This is a genomic window from Sphingomonas sp. GM_Shp_2 (genome assembly GCF_026540875.1).
GTDB lineage: Bacteria > Pseudomonadota > Alphaproteobacteria > Sphingomonadales > Sphingomonadaceae > Sphingomonas > Sphingomonas carotinifaciens.
This window is the reverse complement of sequence record NZ_JALNUQ010000040.1, coordinates 1-26,859: the sequence shown is the minus strand read 5'-3', so window position 1 is coordinate 26,859 and position 26,859 is coordinate 1. Positions and strand designations below refer to the sequence as shown.

General features: G+C 68.5%; 27 protein-coding genes. 15 read left to right on the top strand and 12 right to left on the bottom strand.

What is annotated here, in order from left to right; all coding sequences use genetic code 11:
- Positions 1–30: 30 nt before the first annotated feature.
- The 3 genes from ppa to OXR08_RS13480 form a co-directional block, all read right to left on the bottom strand.
- Entirely contained in the window at positions 31–609 is a 579-nt protein-coding gene (ppa, locus tag OXR08_RS13490; RefSeq protein WP_112381884.1) for an inorganic diphosphatase, read from the bottom strand.
- Positions 610–652: 43 nt separating this feature from the next.
- A complete protein-coding gene (locus OXR08_RS13485; protein ID WP_267350559.1) occupies positions 653–2,569 on the bottom strand; it encodes a peptidase M61 in 1,917 nt (638 codons plus the stop codon).
- A gap of 71 nt (positions 2,570–2,640) precedes the next feature.
- Entirely contained in the window at positions 2,641–3,276 is a 636-nt protein-coding gene (locus tag OXR08_RS13480) for a DUF1345 domain-containing protein (protein ID WP_267350557.1), read from the bottom strand.
- 52 nt (positions 3,277–3,328) lie between these two features.
- On the opposite strand from OXR08_RS13480, the gene hisS reads away from it, so the two are divergent.
- The 6 genes from hisS to OXR08_RS13450 all read left to right on the top strand — a co-directional run bounded on the left by hisS (position 3,329) and on the right by OXR08_RS13450 (position 9,345).
- Positions 3,329–4,576 (top strand): histidine--tRNA ligase, encoded by a 1,248-nt coding sequence (gene hisS / locus OXR08_RS13475; protein ID WP_267350555.1) that lies wholly within the window; start codon positions 3,329–3,331, stop codon positions 4,574–4,576.
- Entirely contained in the window at positions 4,573–5,646 is a 1,074-nt protein-coding gene (gene prfA / locus OXR08_RS13470) for a peptide chain release factor 1 (RefSeq protein ID WP_112381888.1), read from the top strand. The genes hisS and prfA overlap by 4 nt, the downstream gene beginning before the upstream one ends.
- Entirely contained in the window at positions 5,639–6,472 is an 834-nt protein-coding gene (gene prmC, locus OXR08_RS13465) for a peptide chain release factor N(5)-glutamine methyltransferase (protein ID WP_267350552.1), read from the top strand. Before prfA ends, prmC begins: the two co-directional genes overlap by 8 nt.
- Before the next feature lie 277 nt (positions 6,473–6,749).
- Positions 6,750–7,715 (top strand): DUF4167 domain-containing protein, encoded by a 966-nt coding sequence (locus tag OXR08_RS13460; protein WP_267350550.1) that lies wholly within the window; start codon positions 6,750–6,752, stop codon positions 7,713–7,715.
- A 113-nt stretch (positions 7,716–7,828) separates the two neighbouring features.
- Positions 7,829–8,410 carry a TIGR00730 family Rossman fold protein gene (locus OXR08_RS13455; protein ID WP_112381891.1) on the top strand — a complete coding sequence of 194 codons (582 nt, stop codon included), beginning with the start codon at positions 7,829–7,831 and terminating at the stop codon, positions 8,408–8,410.
- Positions 8,407–9,345 carry a phytoene/squalene synthase family protein gene (locus tag OXR08_RS13450; protein WP_267350548.1) on the top strand — a complete coding sequence of 313 codons (939 nt, stop codon included), beginning with the start codon at positions 8,407–8,409 and terminating at the stop codon, positions 9,343–9,345. The genes OXR08_RS13455 and OXR08_RS13450 overlap by 4 nt, the downstream gene beginning before the upstream one ends.
- A 6-nt stretch (positions 9,346–9,351) precedes the next feature.
- Here the strand turns inward: OXR08_RS13450 and OXR08_RS13445 are convergent, their stop codons facing one another.
- Entirely contained in the window at positions 9,352–9,582 is a 231-nt protein-coding gene (locus tag OXR08_RS13445) for a hypothetical protein (RefSeq protein WP_112381892.1), read from the bottom strand.
- A gap of 150 nt (positions 9,583–9,732) precedes the next feature.
- Here OXR08_RS13445 and OXR08_RS13440 point away from each other — a divergent pair, with 150 nt between their 5' ends.
- From OXR08_RS13440 to OXR08_RS13420, 5 genes are all read left to right on the top strand, one after another.
- Positions 9,733–11,724 (top strand): S9 family peptidase, encoded by a 1,992-nt coding sequence (locus OXR08_RS13440; protein ID WP_346731910.1) that lies wholly within the window; start codon positions 9,733–9,735, stop codon positions 11,722–11,724.
- Between the two features lie 390 nt (positions 11,725–12,114).
- Positions 12,115–13,935: an ABC transporter ATP-binding protein/permease gene (locus OXR08_RS13435; protein WP_267350546.1), complete on the top strand. Its 1,821-nt coding sequence runs from the start codon at positions 12,115–12,117 to the stop codon at positions 13,933–13,935.
- A gap of 50 nt (positions 13,936–13,985) precedes the next feature.
- Complete coding sequence (gene recQ / locus OXR08_RS13430; protein WP_267350544.1) at positions 13,986–15,755, top strand: DNA helicase RecQ; 1,770 nt, start codon at positions 13,986–13,988, stop codon at positions 15,753–15,755.
- 59 nt (positions 15,756–15,814) lie between these two features.
- Positions 15,815–16,243 carry a TIGR01244 family sulfur transferase gene (locus tag OXR08_RS13425; RefSeq protein ID WP_112381895.1) on the top strand — a complete coding sequence of 143 codons (429 nt, stop codon included), beginning with the start codon at positions 15,815–15,817 and terminating at the stop codon, positions 16,241–16,243.
- Complete coding sequence (locus tag OXR08_RS13420) at positions 16,240–16,635, top strand: hypothetical protein (RefSeq protein ID WP_267350542.1); 396 nt, start codon at positions 16,240–16,242, stop codon at positions 16,633–16,635. The genes OXR08_RS13425 and OXR08_RS13420 overlap by 4 nt, the downstream gene beginning before the upstream one ends.
- 153 nt (positions 16,636–16,788) lie before the next feature.
- Here OXR08_RS13420 and OXR08_RS13415 read toward each other — a convergent pair whose 3' ends face one another.
- From OXR08_RS13415 to OXR08_RS13405, 3 genes are read right to left on the bottom strand one after another with little or no spacing between them, the layout of a single operon-like run.
- Entirely contained in the window at positions 16,789–18,018 is a 1,230-nt protein-coding gene (locus OXR08_RS13415; protein WP_267350540.1) for a cyclopropane-fatty-acyl-phospholipid synthase family protein, read from the bottom strand.
- 48 nt (positions 18,019–18,066) lie between these two features.
- A complete protein-coding gene (locus OXR08_RS13410) occupies positions 18,067–18,810 on the bottom strand; it encodes a molybdopterin-dependent oxidoreductase (protein WP_267350538.1) in 744 nt (247 codons plus the stop codon).
- Positions 18,807–19,526, bottom strand: a complete 720-nt coding sequence (locus tag OXR08_RS13405; RefSeq protein WP_267350536.1) for a cytochrome b/b6 domain-containing protein — start codon at positions 19,524–19,526, stop codon at positions 18,807–18,809. Before OXR08_RS13405 ends, OXR08_RS13410 begins: the two co-directional genes overlap by 4 nt.
- 23 nt (positions 19,527–19,549) lie before the next feature.
- Between OXR08_RS13405 and OXR08_RS13400 the strand changes: the two genes are divergently transcribed.
- Positions 19,550–20,164 carry a flavin reductase family protein gene (locus OXR08_RS13400; RefSeq protein WP_267350534.1) on the top strand — a complete coding sequence of 205 codons (615 nt, stop codon included), beginning with the start codon at positions 19,550–19,552 and terminating at the stop codon, positions 20,162–20,164.
- 1 nt (position 20,165) lies between these two features.
- Here the strand turns inward: OXR08_RS13400 and OXR08_RS13395 are convergent, their stop codons facing one another.
- The 4 genes from OXR08_RS13395 to OXR08_RS13380 form a co-directional block, all read right to left on the bottom strand.
- Entirely contained in the window at positions 20,166–20,924 is a 759-nt protein-coding gene (locus OXR08_RS13395; protein WP_112381901.1) for a sulfite exporter TauE/SafE family protein, read from the bottom strand.
- A gap of 94 nt (positions 20,925–21,018) precedes the next feature.
- Positions 21,019–21,471 carry a hypothetical protein gene (locus OXR08_RS13390; RefSeq protein ID WP_267350532.1) on the bottom strand — a complete coding sequence of 151 codons (453 nt, stop codon included), beginning with the start codon at positions 21,469–21,471 and terminating at the stop codon, positions 21,019–21,021.
- 98 nt (positions 21,472–21,569) lie between these two features.
- On the bottom strand, positions 21,570–22,781 hold the full coding sequence (rlmN, locus tag OXR08_RS13385) for a 23S rRNA (adenine(2503)-C(2))-methyltransferase RlmN (RefSeq protein WP_112381902.1): 1,212 nt from the start codon (positions 22,779–22,781) through the stop codon (positions 21,570–21,572).
- A 33-nt stretch (positions 22,782–22,814) separates the two neighbouring features.
- On the bottom strand, positions 22,815–23,303 hold the full coding sequence (locus OXR08_RS13380) for a hypothetical protein (protein ID WP_267350529.1): 489 nt from the start codon (positions 23,301–23,303) through the stop codon (positions 22,815–22,817).
- Between the two features lie 131 nt (positions 23,304–23,434).
- Between OXR08_RS13380 and OXR08_RS13375 the strand changes: the two genes are divergently transcribed.
- From OXR08_RS13375 to recF, 3 genes are all read left to right on the top strand, one after another.
- Positions 23,435–24,043, top strand: coding sequence for an outer membrane beta-barrel protein (locus OXR08_RS13375; RefSeq protein WP_267350527.1), 609 nt, complete (start codon positions 23,435–23,437; stop codon positions 24,041–24,043).
- A 141-nt stretch (positions 24,044–24,184) separates the two neighbouring features.
- Positions 24,185–25,300 carry a DNA polymerase III subunit beta gene (gene dnaN, locus OXR08_RS13370; RefSeq protein WP_112381905.1) on the top strand — a complete coding sequence of 372 codons (1,116 nt, stop codon included), beginning with the start codon at positions 24,185–24,187 and terminating at the stop codon, positions 25,298–25,300.
- Between the two features lie 88 nt (positions 25,301–25,388).
- Positions 25,389–26,432 (top strand): DNA replication/repair protein RecF, encoded by a 1,044-nt coding sequence (gene recF / locus OXR08_RS13365; RefSeq protein WP_267350524.1) that lies wholly within the window; start codon positions 25,389–25,391, stop codon positions 26,430–26,432.
- Here recF and OXR08_RS13360 read toward each other — a convergent pair.
- The coding region (locus OXR08_RS13360; protein WP_267350522.1) for an ankyrin repeat domain-containing protein at positions 26,427–26,859 on the bottom strand (433 nt) is incomplete at its 5' end. The genes recF and OXR08_RS13360 overlap by 6 nt on opposite strands.

The following is a 26,859-nucleotide window of genomic DNA, read 5'->3' as shown; positions in this document are numbered from 1 at the left end:
CTCTCCCCATAGGGAAAGGAGGTCCGGGGGTTATTCGCGGCCGGGGACGTCGTGGTCGTGCGGCTCTTCGCCCTGCGCCTTGGCGGCGTCATAGCGCTCGATCGCCTCGATCGTGATGCGGCGTGCTTCCTCGGCATCGCCCCAGGTGCCGACGCGCACCCACTTCTTCTTCTCCAGATCCTTGTAGTGGGTGAAGAAGTGTTCGATCTGCTCGAAGACGATCTCGGGCACGTCGCCGCGCTGCGTGACGTTCGAGTAGTACGGGAAGACCTGATCGACGGGGACGCAGACCAGCTTCTCGTCGCCGCCGGCTTCGTCTTCGAGGTTCAGGACCGCGATCGGGCGGGCGCGGACGACCGAGCCGGGGATGAAGGGCGAGCGGGCGATGACCAGCGCGTCGAGCGGGTCGCCGTCGGGCGAGAGCGTGTGCGGCACGAAGCCGTAGTTCGCCGGATAGCGCATCGGCGTGTGCAGGATGCGATCGACGAACAGCGCACCCGACGCCTTGTCGAACTCGTACTTCACGGGCTCGCCGCCGGTCGGCACCTCGATGATGACGTTCAAGTCGTCGGGCGGAGACTTGCCGACGGGGATCAGATCAATACGCATTCGATTTTTGTCCCTGATAATGACGATGCCGCACCGATAAGGATCAGCGCGGCATCAACAGTCGATCGAGCCCGCCTTCGCCGGTTCCGACCTTCTGAAGGCGCGGATAGCGGGGGCCACCCTGATAGTCGATGGAGATATCGCGGAAACGGTCCTCATTTCGGACAAGAAGCCGAATGGGGGTCTTGCTATCCTTTGCGGTGACGATCGCCGCCTTCAACCGTTCGGCGGAATAGGACTGGCCATTGATCGCCTGGATCTCGGTGCCGACATCCAGCCCCGCCTTGAAGGCCGGCGAGTTCCAGATCACCGTCGATATCCGGCCGTCATTCGCGACCACCAGGCCCAGCGAATAACTGACATCGGCGCCGCGGCTCTTTTCCTGCTGCTTGAAGAAGGGCGTCGGCTCGGGCGTGTAGACGAGCTTGTAGCCGTTCATCGCGAAGCCGTTCACCGGCGCGGGCTGGCCCGTCTCGGTCAGGCGCTGGTTCAGGAAGCCGGCCCAGTCATAGGGGACGATGCCGTTCAGCGTCCGGGCGACATCCTCGAAGGTATAGGTCACCTGGCCCCAGTCGCCGTCGCGGATGCCGAAGAACGCACGCGCGAAATCGTCGATCGACTTGGTGCCGTTCGACTTCTGGCGGAGCATCGCATCGACCTCCATCCAGACCATCAGGCCTTCGTTGTAATAGTCCTCCGACCGCTGCCAGCTCGTCCAGCCCTTGGGGCGGCGGGCGGAGATGACGGGATCGTTGGTGGTGTCGATCAGCGGGCGCCACTGGCGGCCAGGCGCCAGATCATAGGTGCCGAGGATCGAGGCGTACATGTCGAGCGTGTCCTGCTTCGACACCAGCCCCGAGCGCGCCTGGAGGACATAACCCCAAAATTGCGTCTGCCCTTCATATACCCACAGCAGCGAGTTGCGCATCGGCGTGCGGAAGTCGGGCGTCCACAGGTCCGCGCCGCGGCGGAACTTGCCGTCCCAGCTATGGGTGAATTCGTGCGGCAACAGGTTGCGGCGGCCGGGGCCGGAATCCCAGTCGGTGAAATAGCCGGGCGTCACGCCGTTTTCGGACGAACGGTGATGCTCCAGCCCGATGCCGCCCAACTGGTCGGTGATCGACAGGAGGAATTCGTAGCGGTCGTAATGCTGCGCGCCGAAGGTCTTGACCGCCTGGTCGACGAGACGCTTGTGCGCGTCGATCTGCGCGGGCGTCGCGGCGAGTTCCTTGGGATCGTCGGCAAAGACGTTGAGGTCGACCCGCGGGCTGAGCGCCCAGACCTTGCCGTACTTGCCCGCGAGCACGGGCGAATCGACCAGCACCTCGTAGTTGGTGGTGTCGTAGGTGTAGGTGGAGCCCGCCGCCTTGGCCGGCACCGCACCGGCCGCGGTCCAGCCGGCGGGGAAGCGCGCGGTCATCTGGATCGGGATCTGGCGGGTGAAATAGCCGGCCGGATAGAGGCTGACCGAATTGGGCTGGAGCGAGATCATCGTCGGCGTGACGACGATGCGGCCCTGATTGGCCTCGGTCGCGGAGATGAACTGGAATTCGACATCGAGCTGGCGGGCGCCGGCGGGCACGTCGATATGGAAGGCGTAGACGTCGATCACGTCGCGCGTCCAGGGCAGCACCCGGCCGTTCGCGCGGATGACGAGGCCGGCGAGCTTCTCGATCTCGCCACGCGGCGCGTGGTTGCCGGGAAGCCATTTCGGATAGAGCAGCGTCATCGGCCCCGCCTTGGCGACGGGGATCGTCTCGCGCACGCGGAAGATGGCGCGGTCGAGGTCGGTGGCGTCGACGTCGAGTTTGATGGTGCCGGGGTAGGGGGTGTCCTGCGCCGCGGGGATGGTGTCGACGATGGGCGTGGGTTGGGGAGCGGAGTTGCCGGGGATGGTCTGGGCGGCAAGCGGCGCGGCGATGGAGGCGAGCAGGGAAGCGACGAACAGCGTGCGGATCATGAAGGGCCCTTGGGCAAGGGATGGACGATGCCGCCGGGTGTACGCAGCCGATAGGGCAGTCGTCCAGCCCTTTACCCGCTGCCCAATATGTTGACAGTAAAGGCCACGACGCCGAGATTGAAGACGAACGCGGCCAGGCTGTGCCCGGTGACGACCCGGCGCATCGCGCGCGAGGCGATCGTCACGTCCGAGGTCTGAAAGGTCATGCCGAGCGTCACGCTGAAATACAGAAAGTCCCAGTAATCCGGCTCGGTCGTGTCGGGAAATTGCAGGCCGCCGCTATCGGCGTCCTGGTCGTCCGGCAGGTAGAAGAGATGCGCATAGTGCAGCGCATAGACGGTGTTGGAGAAGAGCCACGCCAAAGCCAGCGTGGCGACGACGATCAGCACGGTCGACCGGTCGCCGCGCCCCTGCACCTCGCCTGCGACGGCGGCGAGGATGACGAGCAGCGTGGCCCCCGAAAAGCCGAGAAACACCGCGCGGTTCGCGTCGTTTTCGATCGCGCGGCGGCGCATCCGGTCGGTCGATCCGTGACCGAGCAGCGGCGCCACGGAGGCGAGAAAGACGAGCGCGGCCAGATCAAAGGCGAGCATGATGCCGCGGTCCCGCCCCAGCAGGGGCACCAGCACCGGCAGCCCGGTGGCCAGCAGCACGCCGAACAGCAGGAAGCGGGGCGGGGCGATGCGATTGCCGAGATGATGTGCCATCGCATCACGGCCTAGCGCTTGGGGCCGCGGTCGCCTAGATAGCGCCGCTTCTATGGCACGGATCGAACCCCCCAAGCGCGTGCGCGGCACGCAGGACATCTTCGGCGAGGAACAGCGGCGCTTTGCGCATGTCCTTGCCACCTTCGAACGGGTGCGCGCGCTCTACGGATTCCAGCGGGTCGACCTGCCGGTGTTCGAGGATACGCAGGTATTCGCGCGCTCCATCGGCGAGACCACCGACGTGGTGTCGAAGGAAATGTACAGCTTCCCCGATCGCGGCGGCGATCTCCTGACGCTCCGGCCCGAATTCACCGCCGGCATCGCGCGCGCCTATCTGTCCGAAGGATGGCAGCGTTTCGTGCCGCTGAAGGTGACGACGAGCGGTGCGGTGTTCCGCTACGAACGGCCGCAAAAGGGGCGTTATCGCCAGTTCCACCAGATCGACGCCGAGATATTGGGCGCAGCCGAGCCGCAGGCGGATGTCGAGTTGCTGGTGATGGCGGACCAGTTGCTGCATGAGCTGGGCATCGCGGACGGGGTGACGCTGCAACTGAACACGCTGGGCGATGCCGAAACGCGCGATGCGTGGCGCGCCGCGCTGGTGGCGCATTTCGAGGCGCACCGGGGCGAACTGTCCGAAGACAGCCTGGTGCGGCTGGACAAGAATCCGCTGCGCATTCTCGATTCGAAGGACCCGCGCGACCGGCCGATCGCCGATGCGGCGCCGGATATCGATGCGTATCTGACGCCGCAGGCACGCGCCTTTTTCGATGCGGTGACCGCCGGGCTGGACGCGGCGGGCGTGGCATGGACGCGCAATGCGCGGTTGGTGCGCGGGCTGGACTATTACCGGCACACCGCGTTCGAGTTCGTCACCGACCGGCTGGGCGCGCAGGGAACCGTGCTGGCGGGGGGGCGCTATGACGGGCTGATCGGGTCGCTGGGCGGGCCGGAGACGGCGGGCGTGGGCTGGGCCGCGGGGATGGAGCGGCTGGCGATGCTGATCACGGCGCCGGCGGAGCCGCGGCTGGATGCGGTGATCGCGCTGGAGCATGACGATGCGCTGATCGACGGGCAGCGGCTGCTCGCCGGTTTGCGGCGTGCGGGGTTGTCGGCGGAGATGATCGCGAGCGGGTCGCCGCGCAAGCGGTTCGACAAGGCGTCCAAGCTGCCGGCCGATGTGCTGATCGCGATCAACCGGCAGGACGGGCAGACGGTGGTCAATACGCGGGCGGCGGATGCTGCGGAGACACTGGCGCGGATCAAGGCGGTCATCGACAAGGTGCAGGCCGCTTCGTGACGACGATCTCGCCCGAGCGCATCCGGCAGATCGAGGCGCGACTGGACGAACTGTCCGCACAGATGGCAACCGGCGACCTGCCGTCGGACCGTTTCGTCGCGGTGTCCAAGGAATATGCCGAGCTGGAACCCGTCGCGCGCGCGGCCGCCGAGGTGCGGCGGCTGCGGCAGGAGGCGGAGAGCCTGGCCTATATGGCGGGCGACGGCGACGAGGAGCTGCGTGCGCTGGCCGCCGAGGAACTGCACGCCAACAAGGTGGCGCTGGAGGCGGCGGACCGCGCGCTGGCGCTGGCGCTGCTGCCGCGCGATGCCGCCGACGAGCGCGCCGCGATGCTGGAAATCCGCGCCGGCACCGGCGGGGACGAGGCGGCGCTGTTCGCGGGCGACCTGTTCCGCATGTACCAGCGTTATGCCGAGGCACAGGGCTGGCGCGTCGAAATGATTTCGGCATCGTCGTCGGATGCGGGCGGGTACAAGGAAGTGGTCGCATCGGTGACGGGCAGCGGCGTGTTCGCGCGGCTGAAGTTCGAAAGCGGCGTGCACCGGGTGCAGCGCGTGCCGGCGACCGAGGCGGGCGGGCGCATCCACACCTCGGCGGCGACGGTGGCGGTGCTGCCAGAGGCCGAGGAAGTCGATGTCCGCATCGAGGACAAGGACCTTCGCATCGACGTCTATCGCTCGTCGGGGCCGGGCGGTCAGTCGGTCAACACGACCGACTCCGCGGTGCGCATCACCCATCTGCCCACCGGGCTGGTGGTGATCCAGCAGGACGAGAAGTCGCAGCACAAGAACAAGGCCAAGGCGCTGAAGGTGCTGCGCACCCGGCTGTACGAGGCGGAGCGCGAGCGGCTGGCGAACGAGCGGTCGGGCACGCGGCGCGCGATGGTGGGATCGGGCGACCGATCCGAGCGCATCCGCACCTATAATTTCCCGCAGGGCCGCGTCACCGATCACCGCATCAACCTGACGCTCCACCGCCTGCCCGAAATTCTCGTCGGGGAAATGGACGAGTTGATCGGCGCCCTGGTCGCGCAGGACGAGGCCGAGCGGCTGGCGGCACTGGATGGCTGAACCCGGCCCCCGCGCCGCGGGCGTGCGGGCGGCACTGGGCGAGGCGGCGGCGCGGTTCGGTTTCTCGGAAACGCCGCGGCTCGATGCCGAACTGTTAATGGCGCACGCGCTGGGGATCGAGCGCGCGGCGCTGCTGCTCGACATGGACCGCGCGGTGCCGGAGGGATTCTGGACGCTGGTCGCGCGGCGTGAGCGGCATGAACCGGTCGCCTATATCACCGGGTCGCGGGGGTTCTGGACGCTCGATCTGGGGGTGGGGCCGGGTGCGCTGGTACCGCGGGCCGACAGCGAAACGCTGGTCGAGGTGGCGGTGACGCATTTCCGGGGACGGCCGCCGGCGACGTTGCTCGACCTGGGAACGGGGCCGGGCACGCTGCTGCTCGCGCTGCTCGACGAATGGCGGGGCGCGCGGGGGGTGGGCGTCGACCGGTCGGCGGAGGCCCTGGGCTATGCCGTCGCCAATGCGGCCGCATGCGGAATGGGTGCGCGGGCCGGCTTCGTGCTGGGGGACTGGGATGCGGCGCTGACGGGGGTGTTCGACTGCATCGTCACCAACCCGCCCTATATCGGCACAAACGAAAGGCTGCCCGACGAGGTGCGGCTGCATGAGCCGGCGGGCGCGCTGTTCGCTGGCCCGGACGGACTGGACGATTATCGACGGCTGGCACCGGCGATCCGGCGGCTGCTGGCGCCCGGCGGGGCGGCGTTTCTGGAGATCGGGCACCGGCAGGGGGATGCGGTGACGGCGCTGCTGGCGGCGCAGGGCTTTGCCGTGACGCTGCACCGGGACTTGGCCGGGCGGGCGCGAGTGCTGGCCGCGACTTGAACAATCGGGAGGCCGCGCCCATATTTCGCTTGTAGGACGGCCCCCGGAGCCGCTAGAGCGAAGGCCGGGGCACGCGAACATCGACAACTTGGCTGTTGATTTCGGGCGGACGCCCGCATCCTTCGTCATGAGGCCGCTGCAGTCCGGTGGCCATGGCAGACGCTGGCGGCGAGGCGATGCGCCTGTCGGACACGTCGGGGATCGATACCGCGGGACCGGGCATGACGCCCGGAATGAGTGGGCCAGTTTAGTGGTTTGACGACTAAGGACGAATAGCTTGATAAACAATCGGCAGGCCGGCCGCCGTCGCGGTCGTGGTGGCGGCAATAACGGGCAGCGTCCGGGTGGTAATCCAGGTCGCCCCGACAACGGCAATCGCATCGACAATCGCGCGCGCGGCAACGCCAACCAGTTGTACGAGAAGTACAAGAATCTGGCGTCCGAAGCGCAGCGCCAGGGCGACCGCGTCAACACCGAATATTACCTGCAGTTCGCGGACCATTATTTCCGCGTGTTGAACGAGAGCCGTTCGCGGTTCGAGGAACAGAATCAGCGGCGTGCGCGCGACGATGCGCAGGACGACGGCTTCGACGGCCAGGACGAGGATTATGGCGACGAGGGCGAGCCGATCCGCCCCGGCGAGATGCAGGGCGACGTGCAGGGCGGCGGTTTCGAACCGCGCCGCCAGCGCGACGATCGCCCCCGCCGCGAGGATCGCCCTCAGCGGGACGACCGGCCCCAGCGCGAAGCGCGGGACGATCGTTCCAATCGCGACGAGCGTCCGTACCGCGAGGAGCGGGCGCAGCGTGAAGACCGCCCTGCGCGTGAAGCGCGTGAAGATCGCCCTGCGCGTGAAGACCGTCCGGTGCGTGAAGCGCGTGAGGACCGGCCGGTGCGCGAGCCGCGCGAGGATCGTCCCCAGCGTGAGGAACGCCGCCCTGCACGGCCGCTGCGTGCGCCCGTTGCCGAGGAAACCGCGGTCGTCACCGCCGATCCCGCCGGCGAACCGGCCGTGGCCGAGCAGGCGCCGGCACCCGTCGCCGAGGCCGAGGCCCCCCGTCGCCGCGGTCGCCCGCGTCGCGAGCCGGTCGCTCAGGCGCCCGAGGCCGAGACCGGTTTCGATGCGGATCGCCTGCCGCCGGCACTGAGCGCCGCGAGCGAGGGCGGAGCGCCGGCGCCCGAGGAAAAGCCGCGCCGCCGCCGCGTGCGCGCGGCCGCGCCGGAAGTGACGCCGGCGAGCTGATCGTCGCAATCTGGCTGAACACATGGCCGGTGCCTTCCGATCGGAGGGTGCCGGCCTTGTTCTATGTGGCGCACGTGCTTGTCGCGGCGGGGCACTTGGCCTAGCGGACCAGCATGAAACGCGTGGCAGTCTATTGCGGGTCGGCGACGCCGGCCGATCCGACCTATATCGACATGGCGAAATCGGTGGGGCGCGGCCTGGCCGAGCGGGGCATCGGCGTCGTCTATGGCGGCGGGCGCCTCGGCCTGATGGGCGCGGTGGCGGACGCGGCGCTGGAGGCGGGTGGCGAGGTGATCGGCATCATCCCGCAGGCGCTGGTCGATGCCGAGGTGGCGCATCGCGGGCTGACCGAACTGCACGTCGTGCCGGGCATGCACCAGCGCAAGCAGGCCTTTACCGACCTGTCCGACGGTTTCGTGACGATCGCGGGCGGCACCGGCACGATGGACGAGTTGTGGGAGGCGCTGTCCTGGGCGCAGCTCGGCTATCATGCCGATCCGGTCGGGCTGCTCAACACCGGCGGCTATTATGACGAGCTGGTCGCGTTCTGGGAAAAGATGGGCCGGGTCGGCTTCCTCCGGCCGCAGCACCGCGACCTGCTGATCGTCGATACGACGCTGGACGGGCTGCTGGACAAGATGGCCGCGCATCGGCCGACGCAGCCGATCGTCCGGATGAACGCGTCCGACCTGTGACGCCGTCGCCGACCCGCGCGGAGGTGGTGGCGGCGGCCGAGGCATCGATCGCGCGCGGCTCCAAGAGCTTTGCCGCGGCGAGCCGGCTGTTCGATCCCGCGACGCGCGACCGGGCGGTGCTGCTCTATGCCTGGTGCCGGCGGTGCGACGATATCGCCGACGGGCAGGATCACGGCCACGGCATGACGCGGGTCGACGATGCCCCGGCACGGGTGGCGGCGCTGTCCGCGTTGACCGAGCGGGCGCTGGACGGCGCGGTGGTCGGCGATCCGGCGTTCGACGCGTTGCGGCTGGTGGCGGCGGAGACGGACATGCCGCGGGCGTGGCCGCGCGACCTGATCGCGGGCTTTGCGCTGGATGCCGAGGAATGGCAGCCGGAAAGCGAGGCGGACCTGCTGCGCTATTGCTATCACGTCGCGGGCGTCGTCGGCTGCATGATGGCGGTGGCGATGGGGGTTTCGGCCAAGGACGATGCCGTGCTGGACCGGGCCTGCGACCTGGGGCTGGCGTTTCAGCTGTCGAACATCGCGCGCGATCTGGGCGAGGATGCCGGAGTCGGGCGCTGCTACCTGCCGGCGGACTGGTTGGCGGAATTCGGGGTGCCGGCAAACGACTATATGGCGCCGGAGCATCGCCCCGCGCTGGTCGCGATGGCACGGCGGTTGACGGACCGGGCGGCGCAGTTTGAGGCGAGCGCGCGGATGGGCGTGCGGGCATTGTCCTGGCGGTCGGCCTGGGCGGTGCTGTCGGCGGCAGGGATCTACGGCGCGATCGGCCGTTCGGTGGCGGCGCGGGGTGCAGGCGCCTGGGATCGGCGGGTGTCCACCTCAAAGGGTGCGAAGTTGGGATTTATCGCAGCGGCGGCGTGGGGCGCCACGTTGCGCGCTCGAGGGACCGTCGTGCCGCGCGATGCGGCACTCTGGCGGCGGCCCTGATCGGGTTCAGCCGCGCGATTTGGGCTTTTCCGCCTTGGCGATCTGAAGGCCGGTGGCCCGGCAATCCGCGCCGATGACCGGAAAGGGCACATCGGTGTTCTGGGCGATCCGGTTGGGCAGGTCCGCCCGGCATTGCGCCATCGTGGCATAGCGCGCCGGGACCAGTCGGGCCTCGGTGCACTGCGTGTTGCCATCACCGCAGCCCAGGATCGCCATGACGTAGAAAATCGGTTCCATTCAACCGCCTCCGCTTGAAGGTGAAAACCCTCTTTGCGGTGGAGAGTTCCGAAATCGCGCTTGCTGATACGGATCAGCCCTGACATGTTCGCCTAACACACCCCGATCATGGGGAACGCGTCGGGAGGCACGGGTCTTATGCTGAAATCGATGATGGCAGCAGGAGTGGCGTTGATGGTGGCACAGCCGGGACTGGCGGCGGATCTGAGCGGGGTGCCGCTGATCGAGCGGACCAAGCTGTTCGGCAATCCCTCGCGCATCGGCGGGCAATTGTCGCCCGACGGCAAGTGGATCAGCTTCATCGCGCCCAAAGGCGGCGTGCTGAACGTCTGGCTGGCCCCGGCCGACCGACCCGACGACGCCAAGGCGATCACCGCGGAGACGACGCGGCCGATCCGCCAGACCTTCTGGGCGCCCGATTCCAAGTCGGTGCTGTTCATCAACGACAAGGGTGGCGACGAGAATTTTCTGCTGTACGGCGTCGATGTCGCGAGCGGCGCGCAAAAGGCGCTGACCCCGTTTGAAAAGACGCGGGTGCAGATCGTCGGCACGTCCGAGACGATCAAGGATCGCATTCTGGTCGGCGTCAACAACCGCGATCCGCGCTGGCATGACTTGTATTCGCTCGACCTGAACACCGGCAAGCTGACCCCGGTCGTGCAGAATGACGGCTATGCCGGTTATCTGGCGGACGACCAGTTGCGGCTGCGCATGGCGGCCAAGGCGCGGCCCGACGGCGGCACCGATTATTACCGCATGGAGGGCACCACCGTCGAGGCCAAGCCCGTGGTGCAGTTCGGGCTGGACGATTCGCTAACCACCACGCCGCTTGGCTTCACCGTCGACGGCAAGACGCTCTACTGGATGGATTCGCGCGGGCGCGACACCGCGGCGCTGATGGCGCAGGACGTGGGCATCGGGCAGATGACGGTGGTGGGGGAAAGCCCCAAAGCCGATGTCGCGGGTGGCCTGTTCAATCCGAAGACGGGCCGGGTGGAGGCCTATTCGGTCAATTACCTGAAGCGCGACTATGTACCGGTGGGCGATGCGGTAAAGGCCGACCTCGCCTTCCTGAAGGCGCAGAACAAGGGCGAGTTCGCGATCGGCAGCCGCACGGATGCCGACGACAAGTGGATCGTCACCTTCGATCCCGTGACCGCGCCGGCCGCGACCTATGTCTACGACCGCCGCGCCAAGTCGCTGAAGCAGCTTTATGTCAGCCGGCCCGAGCTGGAGGGGGCGCCGCTGGTGCCGATGGAGCCGGTGGAGATCAAGGCGCGCGACGGGCTGACGCTGGTATCCTATCTGACCAAACCCAAGGGGGTGAGCGGGCCGGTGCCGCTGGTGCTGCTGGTCCATGGCGGACCCTGGGCGCGCGACGGGTTCGGCTTCAACGGCTATCATCAATGGCTGGCGAACCGCGGCTATGCGGTGCTGTCGGTCAATTATCGCGGCTCGACGGGCTTTGGTAAGAATTTCATCTCGGCGGGCGACCTGCAATGGGGCCGCAAGATGCACGACGACCTGATCGACGCGGTCGACTGGGCGGTGAAGAGCGGCGTCACCACCCGGGACAAGGTGGCGATCATGGGCGGCTCCTATGACGGCTATGCGACGCTGGCGGGGCTGACCTTCACGCCCGACAGGTTCGCCTGCGGCGTCGATATCGTCGGACCGTCGAACCTGTTCACGCTGCTGAAGACGATCCCGCCCTATTGGGAGGCGGGCAAGCAGCAATTCTACAAGCGGATGGGCGACCCGACCACGCCGGCGGGGCAGGCGCTGCTCAAGGAACGCTCGCCGCTGACCTTTGTCGACAAGATCAGCAAGCCGCTGCTGATCGGGCAGGGCGCCAACGATCCGCGCGTCAACGTCGCGGAAAGCGACCAGATCGTGGCGGCGATGGCGGCCAAGAAGATCCCGGTCACCTATGTGCTGTTCCCCGACGAGGGGCATGGTTTTGCGCGGCCGGTGAACAACATCGCGTTCAATGCGGTGACGGAGAATTTCCTGGCGCCGTGCCTGGGCGGGCGTGCAGAGCCGCTGGGCGATACGCTGACGGAATCGACCGCGCAGGTGAAGCATGGGGCGGAGTTCGTGCGCGGCCTGGCGCCTGGCGGGGGTGCTGCTTCGGGGCAGTAACCGGGTTCACGCGAAGACACGAAGGCGCGAAGAGGTAGGGCTTGCCCCGCCTTCGCCGTGACCTGTCGGTCGGAAGACCCGAATCGGCTGGTGATGCCCAGAGGGCCTGCCGGCCGGCGCAACCTCTTCGCGGCTTCGCGGCTTCGCGTGAACTCTTCTGAAAAAGCAGGAGGTTTTGTTCACGCGGAGACGCGAAGACGCGGAGAGAGGACGCCTGCTGCGTCGTTCCGTACCCCCGTCGGCCAGGGGTGCTCGGTCGATGATGGGATGATTGAGCCTGCGGCTCGCGGTGCATCTCCGCGCCTCCGTGTCTCCGCGTGAATATTCGTTGTTCTGGTTCTCTGACCACCGCCATTGAAGTTCGGCGGGGCGCAAGCGACATGGGGGGCGATGCCTCCGATCGATCCCACTACGGCGAGCCAGCAAGAGCGGCCGCTGATCCCTACGCTGCGCCGGTTCCTGCCCTATCTCTGGCCCGCGGGCGAGCCGGGGATGAAGGTGCGGATCGCCGGGGCGATGCTGCTCGTGCTGGCTTCCAAGCTCGTGCAGGTGCTGGGTGCTGCCTATACGCTGAAGTTTGCCGTCGACCGGATGGCGGGGGGCGACCGGTCGGTCGTCACCCTGGTGATCCTGCTGGTCGTCGCCTATGCGGCGTCGCGCTTTGCCTCGACGTTGTTCGACAATCTGCGCAATGCGGTGTTCGAGCGGGTGGGACAGGATGCGACGCGGCGGCTGGCGGCGGACGTGTTCCGGCACCTGCACCGCCTGTCGCTGCGCTTCCATCTGGAGCGGCGTACGGGCGCGGTGACCAAGGTGGTCGAGCGCGGCACCAAGAGCATCGATACGATGCTGTATTTCCTGCTGTTCAACATCGCGCCGACGGTGCTGGAACTCGCGCTGGTGCTGGGCATCTTCGCGCGCAGCTTCGGCGGGTGGCTGGTGGTCGCGACGATCGCCACGGTGGTGCTCTACATCGCCTTCACCCGCAAGGTGACCGACTGGCGTAACCATCTGCGCACGCGGATGAACGACCTGGATACGGGCGCGGTGGCGCACGCGGTCGACTCGCTGCTCAATTTCGAGACGGTGAAATATTTCAACGCCGAGGAGCGCGAGGCACGGCGGTACGAGAATGCCGTCGCCGCCTATGCGCGGGCGGCGACCAAATCCGAAAACTCGCTGGCGTGGCTGAACATCGGGCAGGCGCTGATCACCAACGCGCTGCTCGGCTTCGGCATGGGCTATGTCGCCTGGGGATGGAGCCGGGGAACGGCATCGGCGGGCGACGTGGTGTTCGTCTCGACGCTGCTCGCGCAACTGTTCCGGCCGCTCGACCTGCTCGGCATGGTGTATCGCACGATCCGGCAGGGGGTGCTGGACATGGGCGCGATGTTCGACCTGATCGATACCGGTGCGGAGGTGCGCGACATACCCGGCGCGCCGGCGCTGGCGGTCGGCGCGGGCCATGTGCGGTTCGAGCAGGTCAGGTTCGGTTATGAGGAAGGGCGACCGATCCTGGACGGGCTGGACCTCGACGTGCCGGCGGGAACGACCTGCGCGGTGGTGGGACCATCGGGGGCGGGCAAGTCGACGCTCGCACGGCTGATGTACCGGTTCTACGATGTGGATGGCGGGCGCATTCTGATCGACGGGCAGGATCTGGCGACGGTGACGCAGGCGAGCTTGCGGGCGGCGATCGGGATCGTGCCGCAGGACACGGTGCTGTTCAACGACACGATCGGGTATAATATCGGCTATGGCCGCGAGGGGGCGAGCGCGGAAGAGATTGCGCATGCGGCCCGGGGCGCGGCGATCGCCGGGTTCATCGAGCGGCAACCGGACGGTTACGACACGCGCGTCGGCGAGCGCGGGTTGAAGCTGTCGGGCGGCGAGAAGCAGCGCGTGGCGATCGCGCGCACGCTGCTGAAGAACCCGCCGATCCTGATCCTGGACGAAGCGACCAGCGCGCTGGACAGCCGCACCGAGGGCGACATCTTGGAAACGCTGGAGGCGGTGGAGCGCGGGCGCACGACGATCGTGATCGCGCATCGCCTGTCCACGGTGGTGAAGGCGGACCAGATCATCGTGCTGGACGGCGGCCGCGTCGCCGAGCGCGGCACGCACGGCGAATTGCTGCGCCGGGATGGCCTTTATGCCGAGATGTGGGCACGCCAGGCCGCCGAGCGCGAGGAAGCGCTGGCGGCGGAGTGACGGGCGCGATGCCCTCGACCTGTGGCGACAGGTCCACTACATCGCCGGCGATGGCGGTCGATCCCCTTCCCACACTGCAGCGCGTGTTCGGCTATCCGGCGTTTCGCGGCGTCCAGGCCGACGTGGTCGGCCGGGTGCTGGCGGGCGAGCGCACGCTGGCGGTGATGCCGACGGGCGCGGGCAAGTCGCTCTGCTACCAATTGCCCTCCGTGATGATGGACGGGTGCTGCGTCGTGGTCAGCCCGTTGATCGCGCTGATGCACGACCAGTTGCGCGCGGCCGAGGCGGTCGGCATCCGCGCCGCGACGCTGACCTCTGTCGACCAGAACCGGGCGGAGACGGTGGCGCGCTTCCGCGACGGGCAGCTCGACCTGCTCTATGTCGCGCCCGAGCGTGCCTCCGCGATGCATTTCCGCGAGTTGCTGGGCAGCGCGAAGCTGAGCCTGTTCGCGATCGACGAGGCGCACTGCGTCAGCGAATGGGGGCATGATTTCCGGCCCGACTACCGCCTGCTCGAACCGCTGATGGATGCGTTTCCGGACGTGCCGCGCCTGGCGCTGACCGCGACGGCGGATGCGCATACCCGTGCCGACATCGCCAAGCAGCTGGGCATCCCGGAAGAGGGGATGATCGTCTCCGGCTTCGACCGGCCCAATATCCGCTATGCGATCAGCCCCAAGGCGAACGTCAACGTGCAGATCGCCCGGCTGGTGGCGGAAACGCGCGGACCGGGCATCGTCTATGCGCAGACGCGCGCGGCGACCGAGAAGCTGGCGGAGGCGCTGGGGCGGACGGGGCGGCCGGTGCGCGCCTATCATGCGGGCCTGGACCCGGCGGTGCGCGCGAAGAATCAGGCGGATTTCGTCGCGTCCGAAGACATGGTGATCTGCGCCACCGTCGCGTTCGGCATGGGGATCGACAAGCCCGACGTCCGCTTCGTCGCGCATGCCGGCCTGCCCAAATCGATCGAGGCCTATTATCAGGAAACGGGCCGCGCCGGGCGTGACGGCGATCCCTCCGTCGCGCATCTGTTCTGGGGCGCGGAGGATTTTGCTCGGGCGCGGCAGCGTATGGCCGAGGTGGAGCCCGAGCGGCAGGCCGGGGAGCGGGCGCGGCTGGCGGCGCTGGGGGCGTTGGTGGAGACGGGCGGATGCCGCCGCCGCATCCTGCTGCGCCATTTCGGCGAGGAGCTGGCCGAGGATTGCGGCAATTGCGATAACTGCCTGGGATCGCCCGACGCGGTGGACGCGACGACGACGGCGCAGAAGTTCCTGTCGGCGGTGTTTCGCACCGGGCAGATGTTCGGGGCGGGCTATATCGAGCAGGTGCTGACCGGCCAGTCGACCGAACGCAGCCTGATGAACGGGCATGAGGCGCTGTCGGTGTGGAACATCATCGATGGCGACGAGCTGGCGCTGGTGAAGCCGGTGCACCGTGCGCTGCTGCTGCGCGATGCGCTGCGCACCAATCCGCATGGCGGGCTGGAGTTCGGGCCGGCGGCGAGGGCGCTGCTGAAGGGCGAGGCGCGGTTGTCGCTGGTGATCCCGCCCAAGCGCGAGCGCAAGGGCCGGCGCGCGGCGGCGGCGGCGTCCAACCCGGCGGACAATCCGCTGTTCGAGGCGCTGCGCGCGAAGCGGCGCGAGCTGGCGCAGGCGGCGGGCGTGCCGCCCTATGTCATCTTTCACGATTCGGTGCTGCGCGACATGGCGGCGCAGAAGCCCGCCGATCGGACCGCGCTGTCGATGCTGACGGGCGTGGGCGCGCGCAAGCTGGATGCTTATGGCGACGCGTTTCTGGACGTGATCCGCGAGGCGGCCTGATCGATCTTTCCTCCGCAGTTGCCGTTGCGGTGGAGCGGTCTGGCGACTAGGTGAACGGCATGATCCGTGTGCTCAACGAAAGCGTCGCCGTCGCCCCCCAGATCGCGCCCGAGGACGTGGCCGCGATCAAGGCCGCGGGCTATGTCGCGATCGTCAACAACCGCCCCGATGGCGAGCAGCCCGGCCAGCCGACCGGCGATGCGATCCGCGCCGCCGCGGAGGATCATGGCCTGGCCTATACCGCGATTCCGGTGGGGCAGGGCGGCTTCAGCCACGAGATGGTGGACGAGATGGCCGCGGCGCTGGTCGCCGCCGACGGCCCGGTGCTGGCCTATTGCCGGTCGGGTACGCGCAGTTGCAATCTGTGGGCGCTGGCGGCCGCCAAGGCGGGGCGCAATCCCGACCTGCTGGTGCGGCAGGCGGAGGACGCCGGATATGACCTGTCGGGCCTCAAGCCGACGCTGGACATGCTCGCGAGCGGAAAATGAGCCTGGTTGCGATCGGCGCGGGCAGCGCGGCGGGGATCGTCGTGCTAGCCGGTGTCGGGTGGCTGATCGCCGCCAAGCGTCGCGATCCCAAGGTGGGCACGCCGGAGGATGCGGCGGCGGCGGCGGAAGGCGCCTTGTCGGGGTTCGCGGTGGCCGGGGCGGTCGTCGGTGCGGACGGGCTGGGCGCGCTGGCGGTGGCGACCGACGGGCGCGTCGCGGCGATCAAGCGGCGCGGCAAGGCGATCGCGGTGCGCGAGGTGCCGTGGACCGTGGTACGTGCGACGCCGGAGGGCATCGTGGTGGAAACCGGCGATGGCTTCGGGCCGGTGTCGCTCGCCGGGGTCAATGCGCTGGATATCCGGCGGCTGGCGCCGAAGATGGCGCGGATTTGATATAATTCCCTCTCCCCGGAGGGGAGAGGGGGGACCCGCGGCGTAGCCGTGGGGAGGGTGAGGGGTTGCCGCGGGCGCTGCGCTGCTGGGCGGCCCCTCACCCTCCCACCGCTTTGCGGCGGGCCCCTCCCTCTCCCCAAAGGGGAGAGGGGTTTACGCTCCTCTCAGGCGGCGTTCTTCCTCAAACATATAGTCGCGGGTGACGGGGACGGAGAGGCGGCCGCGGGTGAGCTGGACCTGGTAGTTGCACAGGCCGCCGTTGCGGAAGGCGGCGCCGGCGCCTGCCAGGTAGAAGGTCCACATGCGGAAGAAGCGTTCGTCGTAAAGGGCGACGATCTCGTCACGCGCGGCCATGGCGCGGTCGTACCATTCGTCCAGCGTCCAGCCGTAATGGCAGCGCAGCACCTCCACGTCGGTGAGGAAGAAGCGCAGGCCCTCGTTGGCGCGGACGATTTCCGACAAAGCCGGGTTGTAGCCGCCGGGGAAGATATATTTCGTCGTCCAGTCGTCGGTGACGCCCGGGCCGTTCAGCCGGCCGATGGTGTGCATCAGCATCACCCCGTCCGGGGTGAGCAGGTCGCGGCACTTGGTAAAGAAGGTGCGGTATTGCGGCGGGCCGACATGTTCGAACATACCGACCGAGACGATGCGGTCGAACTGCCCTTCCACCCGGCGATAGTCGATCAGCTCGAAGCGTACCTTGTCGGCGACACCGGCCGCCTCGGCACGGGCGCGGGCGACCTTCAACTGTTCTTCCGACAGCGTGACGCCGAGGACCTCCGCCCCGGTCTTCTCGTGCAGGTAGAGCGCAAGGCCACCCCAGCCGCAGCCGATGTCGAGCACCTTGTGGCCGGGCTTCAGCGCCAACTTGGCGGCGATATGCGCCTTCTTGTCGGCCTGCGCCTTTTCAAGGCTGTTCGACGGGTCCGTGTAATAGGCGCAGCTATATTGCCGGTCGGCGTCGAGGAAGAGTTCGTAGAGCTTGCCCGAGAGATCGTAGTGGTGGGCGACGTTCTTCTTGGAGCGGCGCTCCATGTTGATGCGGTCGACGCGGTGCTTGACCGCGCCAAAGGCACGGACGGCGAGCGAGGGATTGAGGCGCTGGGCGCCATCCTCCCACTTGTCGTTCGCGGTCAGCAGTTCGACCAGCTGGCGAACGTCGTCGCCCTCCACGGTCAGGCGGCCGTTCATATAGGTTTCGCCGGCAGCGAGCGCAGGATTGCGGACGATCTCGCCCGCGACGCGCGAGTCCATGAAACGGATCGCGACGTCGGGGAAGGCGGGATCGGGGGTGCCGAAGGTCCGCGTCTTGCCATTATGGTGGGTGAGGGTGAGGCGGCCGCGCTTGACCGCTCGCGAAAGGAAAAGATCGATGAGCGCCATGGCGGGCGTGCTACCGTCCGGGAGCGGGGTCAGGCAAGGGGTGCTGCCCTAAATACCTGCGTACCAGTCGTAATCGACATGATCCTCCCAGTAACCGCCCTTGCCGAGCCCGATGCCGTCCAGGGAGGCGACAGCATCGATCCGCATCAGATATTTGGCGTGCTTGTAGCCCAGCTGCCGCTCGACACGCAGGCGCAAAGGTGCGCCGTGCGCGACGTCGAGCATATGGCCGTTCATGCCCCAGGCAAGGATCGTCTGCGGGTGAAAGGCATCCACCATGTCGATCGATTCATAATAGGGGATGCCGCCGAACAGGTCGGCGCAGTGAAAGACGATGTAGCGCGCCGAGCGGCGCACGCCCGCCGCCTTCAGCACGGTGCCGAGCAGCGGGCCGGTCCACTGGCCGATCGCGCTCCATCCCTCGACGCAATCGTGGCGGGTGATCTGGGTACGCGCGGGCATCGTGCGGAGTTGGGCAAGCGTGAAGCGGCGCGGCGTATCGACGAGGCCACCGACGGCCAGGCGCCAGTCGGCAAAGTTGTTTTCCGCCAGTGCGGCATATTCGGGCGTGCCGGGATTGTGCGTGCCGTTGGCGCGAAAGATCGGCGACATCTGGTCGGGCCGAAATTCGGGCGCGAGCGCGGCGCGGTCGGACAGGGCGCGCTGGAGCCCGCGCTGCATATCCTCGCCGGCGAACAGGATCCGCCGTGCGGTGGGGTTCTGGACGACGCGGTCGCAGCCGGCGAGAAGCAGGCCGGCGCCGCCGGTCAGGAGCGAGCGGCGCGCGATCATTCGGCGGGCACCCGCCAGCGGCCGGTGATCATCGACCGCATCTCGTTGACCGCACCGGCGAGGATGACGAGCGCGAGATGGACCACGGTGAACAGGCCGATCGCCACCGCGGCGATGAAGTGGATCGACCGCGCCGACTGCCGCCCGCCGAACACCTCCAGCAGCCAGGGCCAGGCCGCGTTCATTGCGGGCGACAGCGCGATGCCGGTGAAGATGGCGAGGGGCAGGGCGAGAAAGAGGATCGCGACATAGCTGAGCTTCTGAAAGAGGTTGTAGTCGCGCGGGGAGTCGGGATCGTGGAAGCGGAGCGCCAGGTGGCGGCGCAGGTCGGCGAGAAGGTGGCGGGGGCGCAGCTCGGCCCGCCGCACGCGCAGGTCGCGGGCGAAATGGCGGTTGAGGAGGCTGGCAACCATGAAGGCGAGCAGGCCGAAGCCCAGCACGACCGCGAAGAACAGGTGCCAGCGGCGCGAAATGGCGAGGTTGTAGTTGGCGGGGATGGTGATCCACGCGGGAAAGCGCGGCAGTTGCGCCCAGGCATGATCGAAATTGGCGCCGTATCGCCCCCAGTAGAGCCGGGGATGCGCGTTCGATATGCCGAGGCCGGAGCCGAGCAGGATCAGTACCGCGACCGCGTTCACCCAGTGCCAGAGCCGCGTCGCCAGCCGGTGGCGCCGCACCACCTGGGGGATGACATGGGGGCCGGTATCGCTGTCCATCGCATCCGTGTAGCAGCAAAGCCATGACGACCGCATGGCATTTCTACGAACCCGCGCAGGGGCATGGGCTGGCGCATGATCCGTTGAACGCGATCGTGGCACCGCGGCCGATCGGCTGGATCGGCAGCGTCTCGGCAAGCGGCGTGCGCAATCTGGCGCCGTACAGCTTCTTCAACCTGCTGGCCTATCGCCCGCCACTCCTGGGATTTTCGTCGCAGGGCTGGAAGGATTCGGTCGACAACATCGCAGCGACCGGGGTGTTCACCTGGAACCTGGCGACGCGGGACCTGGCGGAGGCGATGAATGCGAGCGCGGCGGTCGCCGGGCCGGAGGTGGACGAGTTCGCGCTGGCCGGGCTGGAAGTCGCGGGCGGCCGGATGGTGGCTGCGCCGCGGGTGGCGGCCGCGCCGGTCAGCTTCGAATGCCGGCTGACCCAGTTGATCCGTCTGGAGACGAAGGAGGGTGAACCGATCGACCAGTGGCTGGTGATCGGCGAGGCGGTGGGCATCCATATCGACGCCGCGATGATCGAGGACGGGGTGTACCAGACGACGCGGGCGCGGCCGATCCTGCGCGGGGGCGGGCCGAGCGACTATTTCGAGCCGGGTGCACCGTTCCACATGCGCCGGCCGGGCTGACTCACGCGTAGGCCCGGTAGAAGAAGACGATCGTCGTCACCGCGGTGATCAGCAGCGTCCAGCCGCGGATCAGGCCGGGCGACAGCCGCTGGCCGACGCGCGCGCCCAGCCAGCCGCCAAGGACCGCGCCCACCAGCATCGGCACGCAGGCATGCCAGCGCACCATGCCGGACAGCACGAAGATCAGCGTCGCGGCGGCATTGGCCATCGCCAGCATCAGCGTGCGCGGCGCCATCATCTGGTGCGGCGCGGCACCCGCCAGCAGCCCATAGGTCGCGGTCATCATCAGCCCGACGCCGCCGCCGAAATAGCCGCCATAGATGCCCAGCATCCCCTGCGCCGCGATCAGGGTGCGCGGGCCGATCGTGGTGCGCGCCTGCAGCCAGACCGCGGCGCGCGGGCCGATGCCGATCGCCAGCGTCGCGACGAGCAGCAGCCAGGGGATGACGATGTCGAACACCCGCGTCGGCGTGGAGACGAGCAGCAGGCTGCCGACGATGCCGCCGACAAAGGTGACCGCGCTGAGCAAACGCACCGACAGGCCGCCGAGGGGGGCCAGGCCGTGACGGTAGGTCCAGGCGCTGGCGATCGCGCCGGGTTGCAACGCGACGTTGGAGGTGGCGTTGGCGATGGGGGAGGGCAGGCCGAGCGCGATCAGGGTCGGCATGGTTGCAAAGGTGCCGCCGCCGGCCAGTGCGTTCATCGCGCCCCCGAGCAGGCCGGCAGCGGCGGCGAGGACGGCGGCTTCGATCACGGTCATGCGCGCCCGAGTGGGGCGTTATCGGACGGCGCGCAAGGGGGCATGACCGACCCGACACCGCTCTCCCCGAATGGGGAGAGAGGGTTATGGGAGGTCAGCCGGTGCGGGTGGGGCCGTGCAGCCGGTCGAGTTCGGCGTGCAGCTCGGCCTTGTCCTCCTGCGCGACGGCCAGCATGTGGTCGCGGATCTGGCCGGTGCGGCTGGCGACTTCCTCGTTGATCGCCGCGCGCTGCGCGGAGCACCAGCCGGGGCGGCTGCCGGCGATCACGTCGTCGCGGTGGATCGAGCGGGTCATCGTCGCGCCGGACGGCAGGCGTGCCTCGCGATCGACGGTGACGCCCGCCGACCAGGCGCAGCGCAGCGTCGAGGCGCGGCCGCCGGGTACGACGGCACCGACCTGCTTGTGCGCGACCTTGGTCACCGCGCTGTAGCGGGCATCGACGGGACCGGCGTGATGGTCGATCCGGACGCTGTGGTCGTTTGCCGCGGCAGGGGCGGCGGCGAGGGCGCCGAGCAACAGCCCGGCGGCGAGTAGCTTGGTCATCATCGTCTCCATGCGGTGCCCCGGCCTATATTGGCCGGTGACACCCCACTAACTGCCCGCGCGGCCGGTCGGTTGCAATGGGGCGGAATGTCTTGCCCGATCTAGTCGGCGAGCGCGGCCATCTTCTCCTCGGCCTCGCGGTCGAGCTGGGCGCGGCTCTTCTTCTCGGCGGCGGTCTTGAGCTGCCCGCAGGCGGCGTCGATGTCGCGGCCGCGCGGCGTGCGCACCGGGGCGGAGATGCCGGCCTCGAACACGATGTCGGAGAAGCGGCGGATACGCTCCGGCGTGGAACATTCGTAATCCGCACCCGGCCAGGGATTGAAGGGGATCAGGTTGACCTTGGCGGGCAGCTTGTAGTGGCGCAGCAGGCGGACGAGTTCGTGGGCGTCGGCCTCCGAATCATTCTTGTCCTTGAGCATCACATATTCGAACGTGATGCGCCGGGCATTGTTGGCGCCGGGATAGTCGGCGCAGGCCTGCAACAGTTCCTCGATGCCGTATTTCTTGTTGAGCGGCACGATCTCGTCGCGCACGTCCTTCGTCACCGCGTGGAGCGAGACGGCGAGGTTCACGCCGATCTCCTCGCCGGCGCGCGCCATCATCGGCACCACGCCGCTGGTCGACAGGGTGATGCGACGCTTCGACAGGGCAAGGCCGTCGCCGTCCATGACGAGCTTCAGCGCGTCGCGCACGGCATCGAAATTATAAAGCGGCTCGCCCATCCCCATCATGACGATATTGGTGAGCATCCGCCCCTCGGGCTGGCTGGGCCATTCGCCGAGCGCGTCGCGGGCCAGCATGACCTGGCCGACGATCTCGCCCGCGGTCAGGTTGCGCACCAGACGCATCGTGCCGGTGTGGCAGAAACGGCAGTTCAGCGTGCAGCCGACCTGGCTGGACACGCACAGTGTGCCGCGGTCGGCGTCGGGGATGAACACCGCCTCGTAATCCTGGCCGTCGGCGGAGCGGAGCAGCCATTTGCGGGTGCCGTCCGACGAAACCTGCGCCTCCACCACCTCCGGGCGGGAAATGGCGAAACGCTCGGCCAGCCAGGGATGCTGCGCCTTGGCGATGTCGGTCATCTGCGAGAAATCGGTGGCGCCGCGATTGTAGAGCCAGTGCCAGATCTGCTTGCCGCGCAGCTTGGCCTGACGCGGCTCCATGCCCGCGGACAGCAACGCTTCGCGCAACTGGTCCCTGGTCAGGCCGATCAGGTCGACGCGTCCATCGGGACGCGACTGCACGCCGCGGGGGACGGGCACGGGATCGATGTGCCCGGGGATGGGCATGGGGGCGGCCGAAGCTGTCTGCATGGGCGCCTATATAGCGTAAAAAGGGGCCGTTCGCTAGCGGGCGACGCAGGCCAGCGTTGCGGCGTCGATCGCGGTGGCGGCGCCCGCGAGGGCATAGGTGTCGGCAAAGGGGCGGTGGCTGGTATCGACCGCCTCGACGCTCATCGCGCGGGCGGAGCGGAGGGCGGCGACGGCGGCGCGGTCGGTGGGCGCGTCGGGCGCCCAAAGGTCGGTGGCGGTGCCGACGAGCGGAAAGCGGCGGCCGGCGACACTGAGGGTGACGGGCCGGTCGGGGGCGCGCCGGCGGCTGAGATGGAGATGGAGCGAGGCGCGCAAGCCCTTGCCCGGCCAGGTGCCGATGCCGGCATAGCCGCCGACCCGCCCCTGCGCGACGACGGGGCGGGCGATGGCGTAGCAGTTCGGCCCCTGGCGAAAGGCGCCCCAGCCGCCGAACACGCCAATGGTTTGGCGCGCCGAGGGCGGCGCCGCGGCGACCAGCAGCAGGCAAAGAAGGAGCCGGCGATAGGCCATGCGGCGGGGCATGGCGCGGAGTGTGGCGCATTGGCAACGCATTTCGCCGTTTAGCTGAGGTTCATGCAAAGCGTCGCGGATGGAGCCATGAGGGCCTGTACCCGTTTGGGACAGATGTCGTCCCGCCCTTGTTGGAGTTGCCCATGCGTACACCCGTTCTTTCCGCCCTGGCCGTCACCATCGCGCTGGGCGCCGCACTGCCCGCCGCGGCACAGACCGTCGCGCCGTTCACCGGCCTGCGCCTGGAAGGGCTGCTGGGTTACGACAATGCCAATGACGGGGGCGGGCAGGATGCGAGCAGCGGCGACGGCCTGTTGTTCGGCGCCGCGGTCGGATACGACATGGCGATGGGCCCGGTGGTCGTCGGCGTCGAGGGCGAGCTGACCGATTCGTCCGCCGACACGCGCAGCAACAGCGTGCTGCTCGTGGGCGACCGACTCGACACCAACATGGCACGCGACCTGTATGCCGGTGCGCGCGTCGGCTACGCGATCTCGCCGGTGGCGCTGGGCTATGTGAAGGCGGGTTATTCCAACGCGCGGATCAAGTCGCGCTACGACGCAGGCGCCGGCGAATTGCGCAGTTCGGACAATCTGGACGGGCTGCGCCTGGGTGCCGGACTGGAATATGCGCTGGGCATCAACAGCTTCGTGAAGGGCGAGTATCGCTACACCAACTATGCCCGCGTCGACGGCTATGACCGCGATTTCGAGCGCCATCAGCTGGTCGCCGGGCTCGGCTTTCGCTTTTAACGCGGGATTTACCTGAAAAGTGGAGGGGTCGGAGCCTTGCTCCGGCCCCTTTTTCGCGGGTAGGAACGAAGGCCATTTTTCACCCGGAATCGGGGGCGGCGTGATTCTGGCACGCCCCCGCGCTCCGGCGGGGGGATCACGATGAAGGCGACAATCGAACGCGCGACGCTCCTGAAGGGACTGAGCCATGTCCAGTCCGTGGTGGAGCGCCGCAACACCATCCCCATCCTGTCGAACGTGCTGCTGGAAGCGACGGCCGAGGGCCAGCTGCGCATGATGGCGACCGACCTGGACCTGCAGATCAACGAAAGCGTGATGGCCGCGGTGGACCAGCCGGGTTCGACCACGGTGTCGGCGCACACGCTGTTCGACATCGCCCGCAAGCTGCCCGAAGGGTCGCAGGTGCAGTTGACCGCGGCGGACGGGCGCATGTCGATCGTGGCGGGGCGCGCGCGCTTCTCGCTGGGCACGCTGCCGCGCGATGACTTTCCCGTCATCGCCGAGGGCGAATTGCCGACGCAGTTCGAGCTGCCGGTGGAAACCTGCAAGCAGATCATCGACAAGACCCGCTTCGCGATCTCGACCGAGGAGACGCGCTATTACCTGAACGGCATCTTCCTGCACGTCGCCGAGGATCGCGGCGAGCCGGTGCTGAAGGCGGCCGCCACGGACGGCCACCGGCTGGCGCGCGTCACCATGCCGCAGCCGCAGGGCGCGGACGGCATGCCCGACGTGATCGTGCCGCGCAAATGCGTCGCCGAACTGCGCAAGCTGCTCGACGAGGTGGACGGGTCGGTCGGCGTGTCGCTGTCGGGCACCAAAATCCGGTTCGACCTGGGGCAGGCGATCCTGACCTCCAAGCTGATCGACGGCACCTTCCCCGATTACAGCCGCGTCATCCCGACCGCGAACGACAAGATCCTGAAGCTGGACCCCAAGAGCTTCATGGAGGGCGTCGACCGCGTGTCGACCATCGCGACCGAAAAGACGCGTGCGGTGAAGATGGCGCTGGACCGCGACCGGATCACCCTGTCCGTCACCAGCCCGGAAAACGGCACGGCGGCGGAGGAAGTGCCGGGCGACTATACCTCCACCCCGTTCGAGATCGGCTTCAACAGCCGCTACCTGCTCGACATCCTGGGACAGATCGACAGCGATCTGGTGGAGGTGCATCTGGCCGATGCGGCAGCCCCGACGCTGATCCGCGAAAGCGACACGGCGCCGGCGCTGTATGTGCTGATGCCGATGCGCGTCTGATCGACCGCGATCGTGACAAAGGGGGCTGCCGGCGACGGTGGCCCCTTTGCCGTTTTGGCGCGGCGCGCGTTATGGGCCGGGTGACCGCATGCTGACCCGCCTCGTCCTGACCGATTTTCGCAATCACGGCGACCTTGTGCTGGCGCCGGGGGCGGGGTTCGTCGTGCTGACGGGCGAGAACGGGGCGGGGAAGACCAACGTGCTGGAGGCGGTGTCGCTGCTGGCGCCGGGAAAGGGTCTGCGGCGGGCGGCGCTGTCGGCGATGGCGCGGCAGGGCGGGGCAGGGGGCTTCGGCGTGGCGGCAACGCTGGCGGACGGGGTGGAGGTGGCGACGGGCGCGCTGGCGTCCGCGCCGGAGCGGCGGGTGGTGCGCGTGCAGGGCGCGGCGGCGAGCGCGAACGCGCTGGCGGAGTGGCTGGGCGTGCTGTGGTTGACCCCGGCGATGGACCGATTGTTCGTGGAGGCGGCGGGCGAGCGGCGGCGGTTCCTGGACCGGCTGGTGCTGGCGCTCAGTCCGGCGCACGGGATGCACGCGACGCGCTACGAGGCGGCGATGCGCGAGCGCAACCGGTTGCTGGGGGAGGATGCGCCGGTCGATCCGAGCTGGCTGTCGGCGCTGGAGCAGCGGATGGTGGAGCATGGCGTGGCGCTGGACGGTGCGCGGCATGCGGCGGTGACCGCGCTGGACGCGACGCTGAGGGAGAGCCCGGCGGACGTGTTCGCGCGCGCGACGCTGGCGCTGGACGGCGAGGCGGTGGAGGCGGATGCCTTTGCGCATGCGCTGATGACCGGGCGGCGGCGCGACGCCGCGGCGGGGCGGACGCTGGTCGGGCCGCACCGCGCCGACCTGATCGTCACCCATGCCGGCAAGGGGCAGGCGGCGGCGCTGTGTTCGACCGGCGAGCAGAAGGCGCTGCTGCTGGGCATCGTACTGGCGCACGCCGAGCTGGTCGCCGCGCGGCGCGGCGCGGCGCCGGTGCTGCTGCTGGACGAGGTGGCCGCGCATCTCGATCCCGGCCGGCGCGCCGCGCTGTTCGCGCGGCTGGAGGGGCGGGGGCAGGTGTGGATGACGGGAACGGAAGCCGCCTTGTTCGAAGGCGTGGGTGCGGACGCGACGCGGATCGCGTTATGAGGGGGTAAGCATTTCCGCCAGCGTGGTGTTACCCTGCATCCGGGCGACCGCGGCGGCGGTGTTGCCGGCATGGTCGGTGGCGTTCGGATCGGCGCCGCGCTCCAGCAGCAGGGCGATGATCGCGGTCTGGTTGAACAGCGCGGCGGTCATGATCGCGGTCTGCCCGGCGCGGTTGCGGCGATTGGGATCGGCGCCGCGGTCGAGCAGCAGGCGGGCGATATCGACATGCCCCTTGAACGCGACGCCCATCAGCGCGGAATTGCCCTGCGCGTCGCTGGCCCCGTCGGGGGCGGCGCCCTCGTCGAGCAGCAGCCCTGTGGTAGAAAGCTGGCCATTATAACTGGCGAGGACCAGCGCGGTGTAGCCGCGGGCGTCCTGACCTTCGATATCGGCACCGGCGCGCAGGAGGGCGGGGATGACGTCGTCG

Bases quoted from the DNA above. Each gene is read 5' to 3' on its own strand.
- ppa (WP_112381884.1), bottom strand. From the start codon at position 609: ATGCGTATTGATCTGATCCCCGTCGGCAAGTCTCCGCCCGACGACTTG.
- OXR08_RS13485 (WP_267350559.1), bottom strand. From the start codon at position 2,569: ATGATCCGCACGCTGTTCGTCGCTTCCCTGCTCGCCTCCATCGCCGCG.
- OXR08_RS13480 (WP_267350557.1), bottom strand. From the start codon at position 3,276: ATGGCACATCATCTCGGCAATCGCATCGCCCCGCCCCGCTTCCTGCTG.
- hisS (WP_267350555.1), top strand. From the start codon at position 3,329: ATGGCACGGATCGAACCCCCCAAGCGCGTGCGCGGCACGCAGGACATC.
- prmC (WP_267350552.1), top strand. From the start codon at position 5,639: ATGGCTGAACCCGGCCCCCGCGCCGCGGGCGTGCGGGCGGCACTGGGC.
- OXR08_RS13455 (WP_112381891.1), top strand. From the start codon at position 7,829: ATGAAACGCGTGGCAGTCTATTGCGGGTCGGCGACGCCGGCCGATCCG.
- OXR08_RS13445 (WP_112381892.1), bottom strand. From the start codon at position 9,582: ATGGAACCGATTTTCTACGTCATGGCGATCCTGGGCTGCGGTGATGGC.
- OXR08_RS13440 (WP_346731910.1), top strand. From the start codon at position 9,733: ATGATGGCAGCAGGAGTGGCGTTGATGGTGGCACAGCCGGGACTGGCG.
- OXR08_RS13435 (WP_267350546.1), top strand. From the start codon at position 12,115: ATGCCTCCGATCGATCCCACTACGGCGAGCCAGCAAGAGCGGCCGCTG.
- recQ (WP_267350544.1), top strand. From the start codon at position 13,986: ATGGCGGTCGATCCCCTTCCCACACTGCAGCGCGTGTTCGGCTATCCG.
- OXR08_RS13425 (WP_112381895.1), top strand. From the start codon at position 15,815: ATGATCCGTGTGCTCAACGAAAGCGTCGCCGTCGCCCCCCAGATCGCG.
- OXR08_RS13420 (WP_267350542.1), top strand. From the start codon at position 16,240: ATGAGCCTGGTTGCGATCGGCGCGGGCAGCGCGGCGGGGATCGTCGTG.
- OXR08_RS13415 (WP_267350540.1), bottom strand. From the start codon at position 18,018: ATGGCGCTCATCGATCTTTTCCTTTCGCGAGCGGTCAAGCGCGGCCGC.
- OXR08_RS13410 (WP_267350538.1), bottom strand. From the start codon at position 18,810: ATGATCGCGCGCCGCTCGCTCCTGACCGGCGGCGCCGGCCTGCTTCTC.
- OXR08_RS13405 (WP_267350536.1), bottom strand. From the start codon at position 19,526: ATGGACAGCGATACCGGCCCCCATGTCATCCCCCAGGTGGTGCGGCGC.
- OXR08_RS13400 (WP_267350534.1), top strand. From the start codon at position 19,550: ATGACGACCGCATGGCATTTCTACGAACCCGCGCAGGGGCATGGGCTG.
- OXR08_RS13395 (WP_112381901.1), bottom strand. From the start codon at position 20,924: ATGACCGTGATCGAAGCCGCCGTCCTCGCCGCCGCTGCCGGCCTGCTC.
- OXR08_RS13390 (WP_267350532.1), bottom strand. From the start codon at position 21,471: ATGATGACCAAGCTACTCGCCGCCGGGCTGTTGCTCGGCGCCCTCGCC.
- rlmN (WP_112381902.1), bottom strand. From the start codon at position 22,781: ATGCAGACAGCTTCGGCCGCCCCCATGCCCATCCCCGGGCACATCGAT.
- OXR08_RS13380 (WP_267350529.1), bottom strand. From the start codon at position 23,303: ATGCCCCGCCGCATGGCCTATCGCCGGCTCCTTCTTTGCCTGCTGCTG.
- OXR08_RS13375 (WP_267350527.1), top strand. From the start codon at position 23,435: ATGCGTACACCCGTTCTTTCCGCCCTGGCCGTCACCATCGCGCTGGGC.
- dnaN (WP_112381905.1), top strand. From the start codon at position 24,185: ATGAAGGCGACAATCGAACGCGCGACGCTCCTGAAGGGACTGAGCCAT.
- recF (WP_267350524.1), top strand. From the start codon at position 25,389: ATGCTGACCCGCCTCGTCCTGACCGATTTTCGCAATCACGGCGACCTT.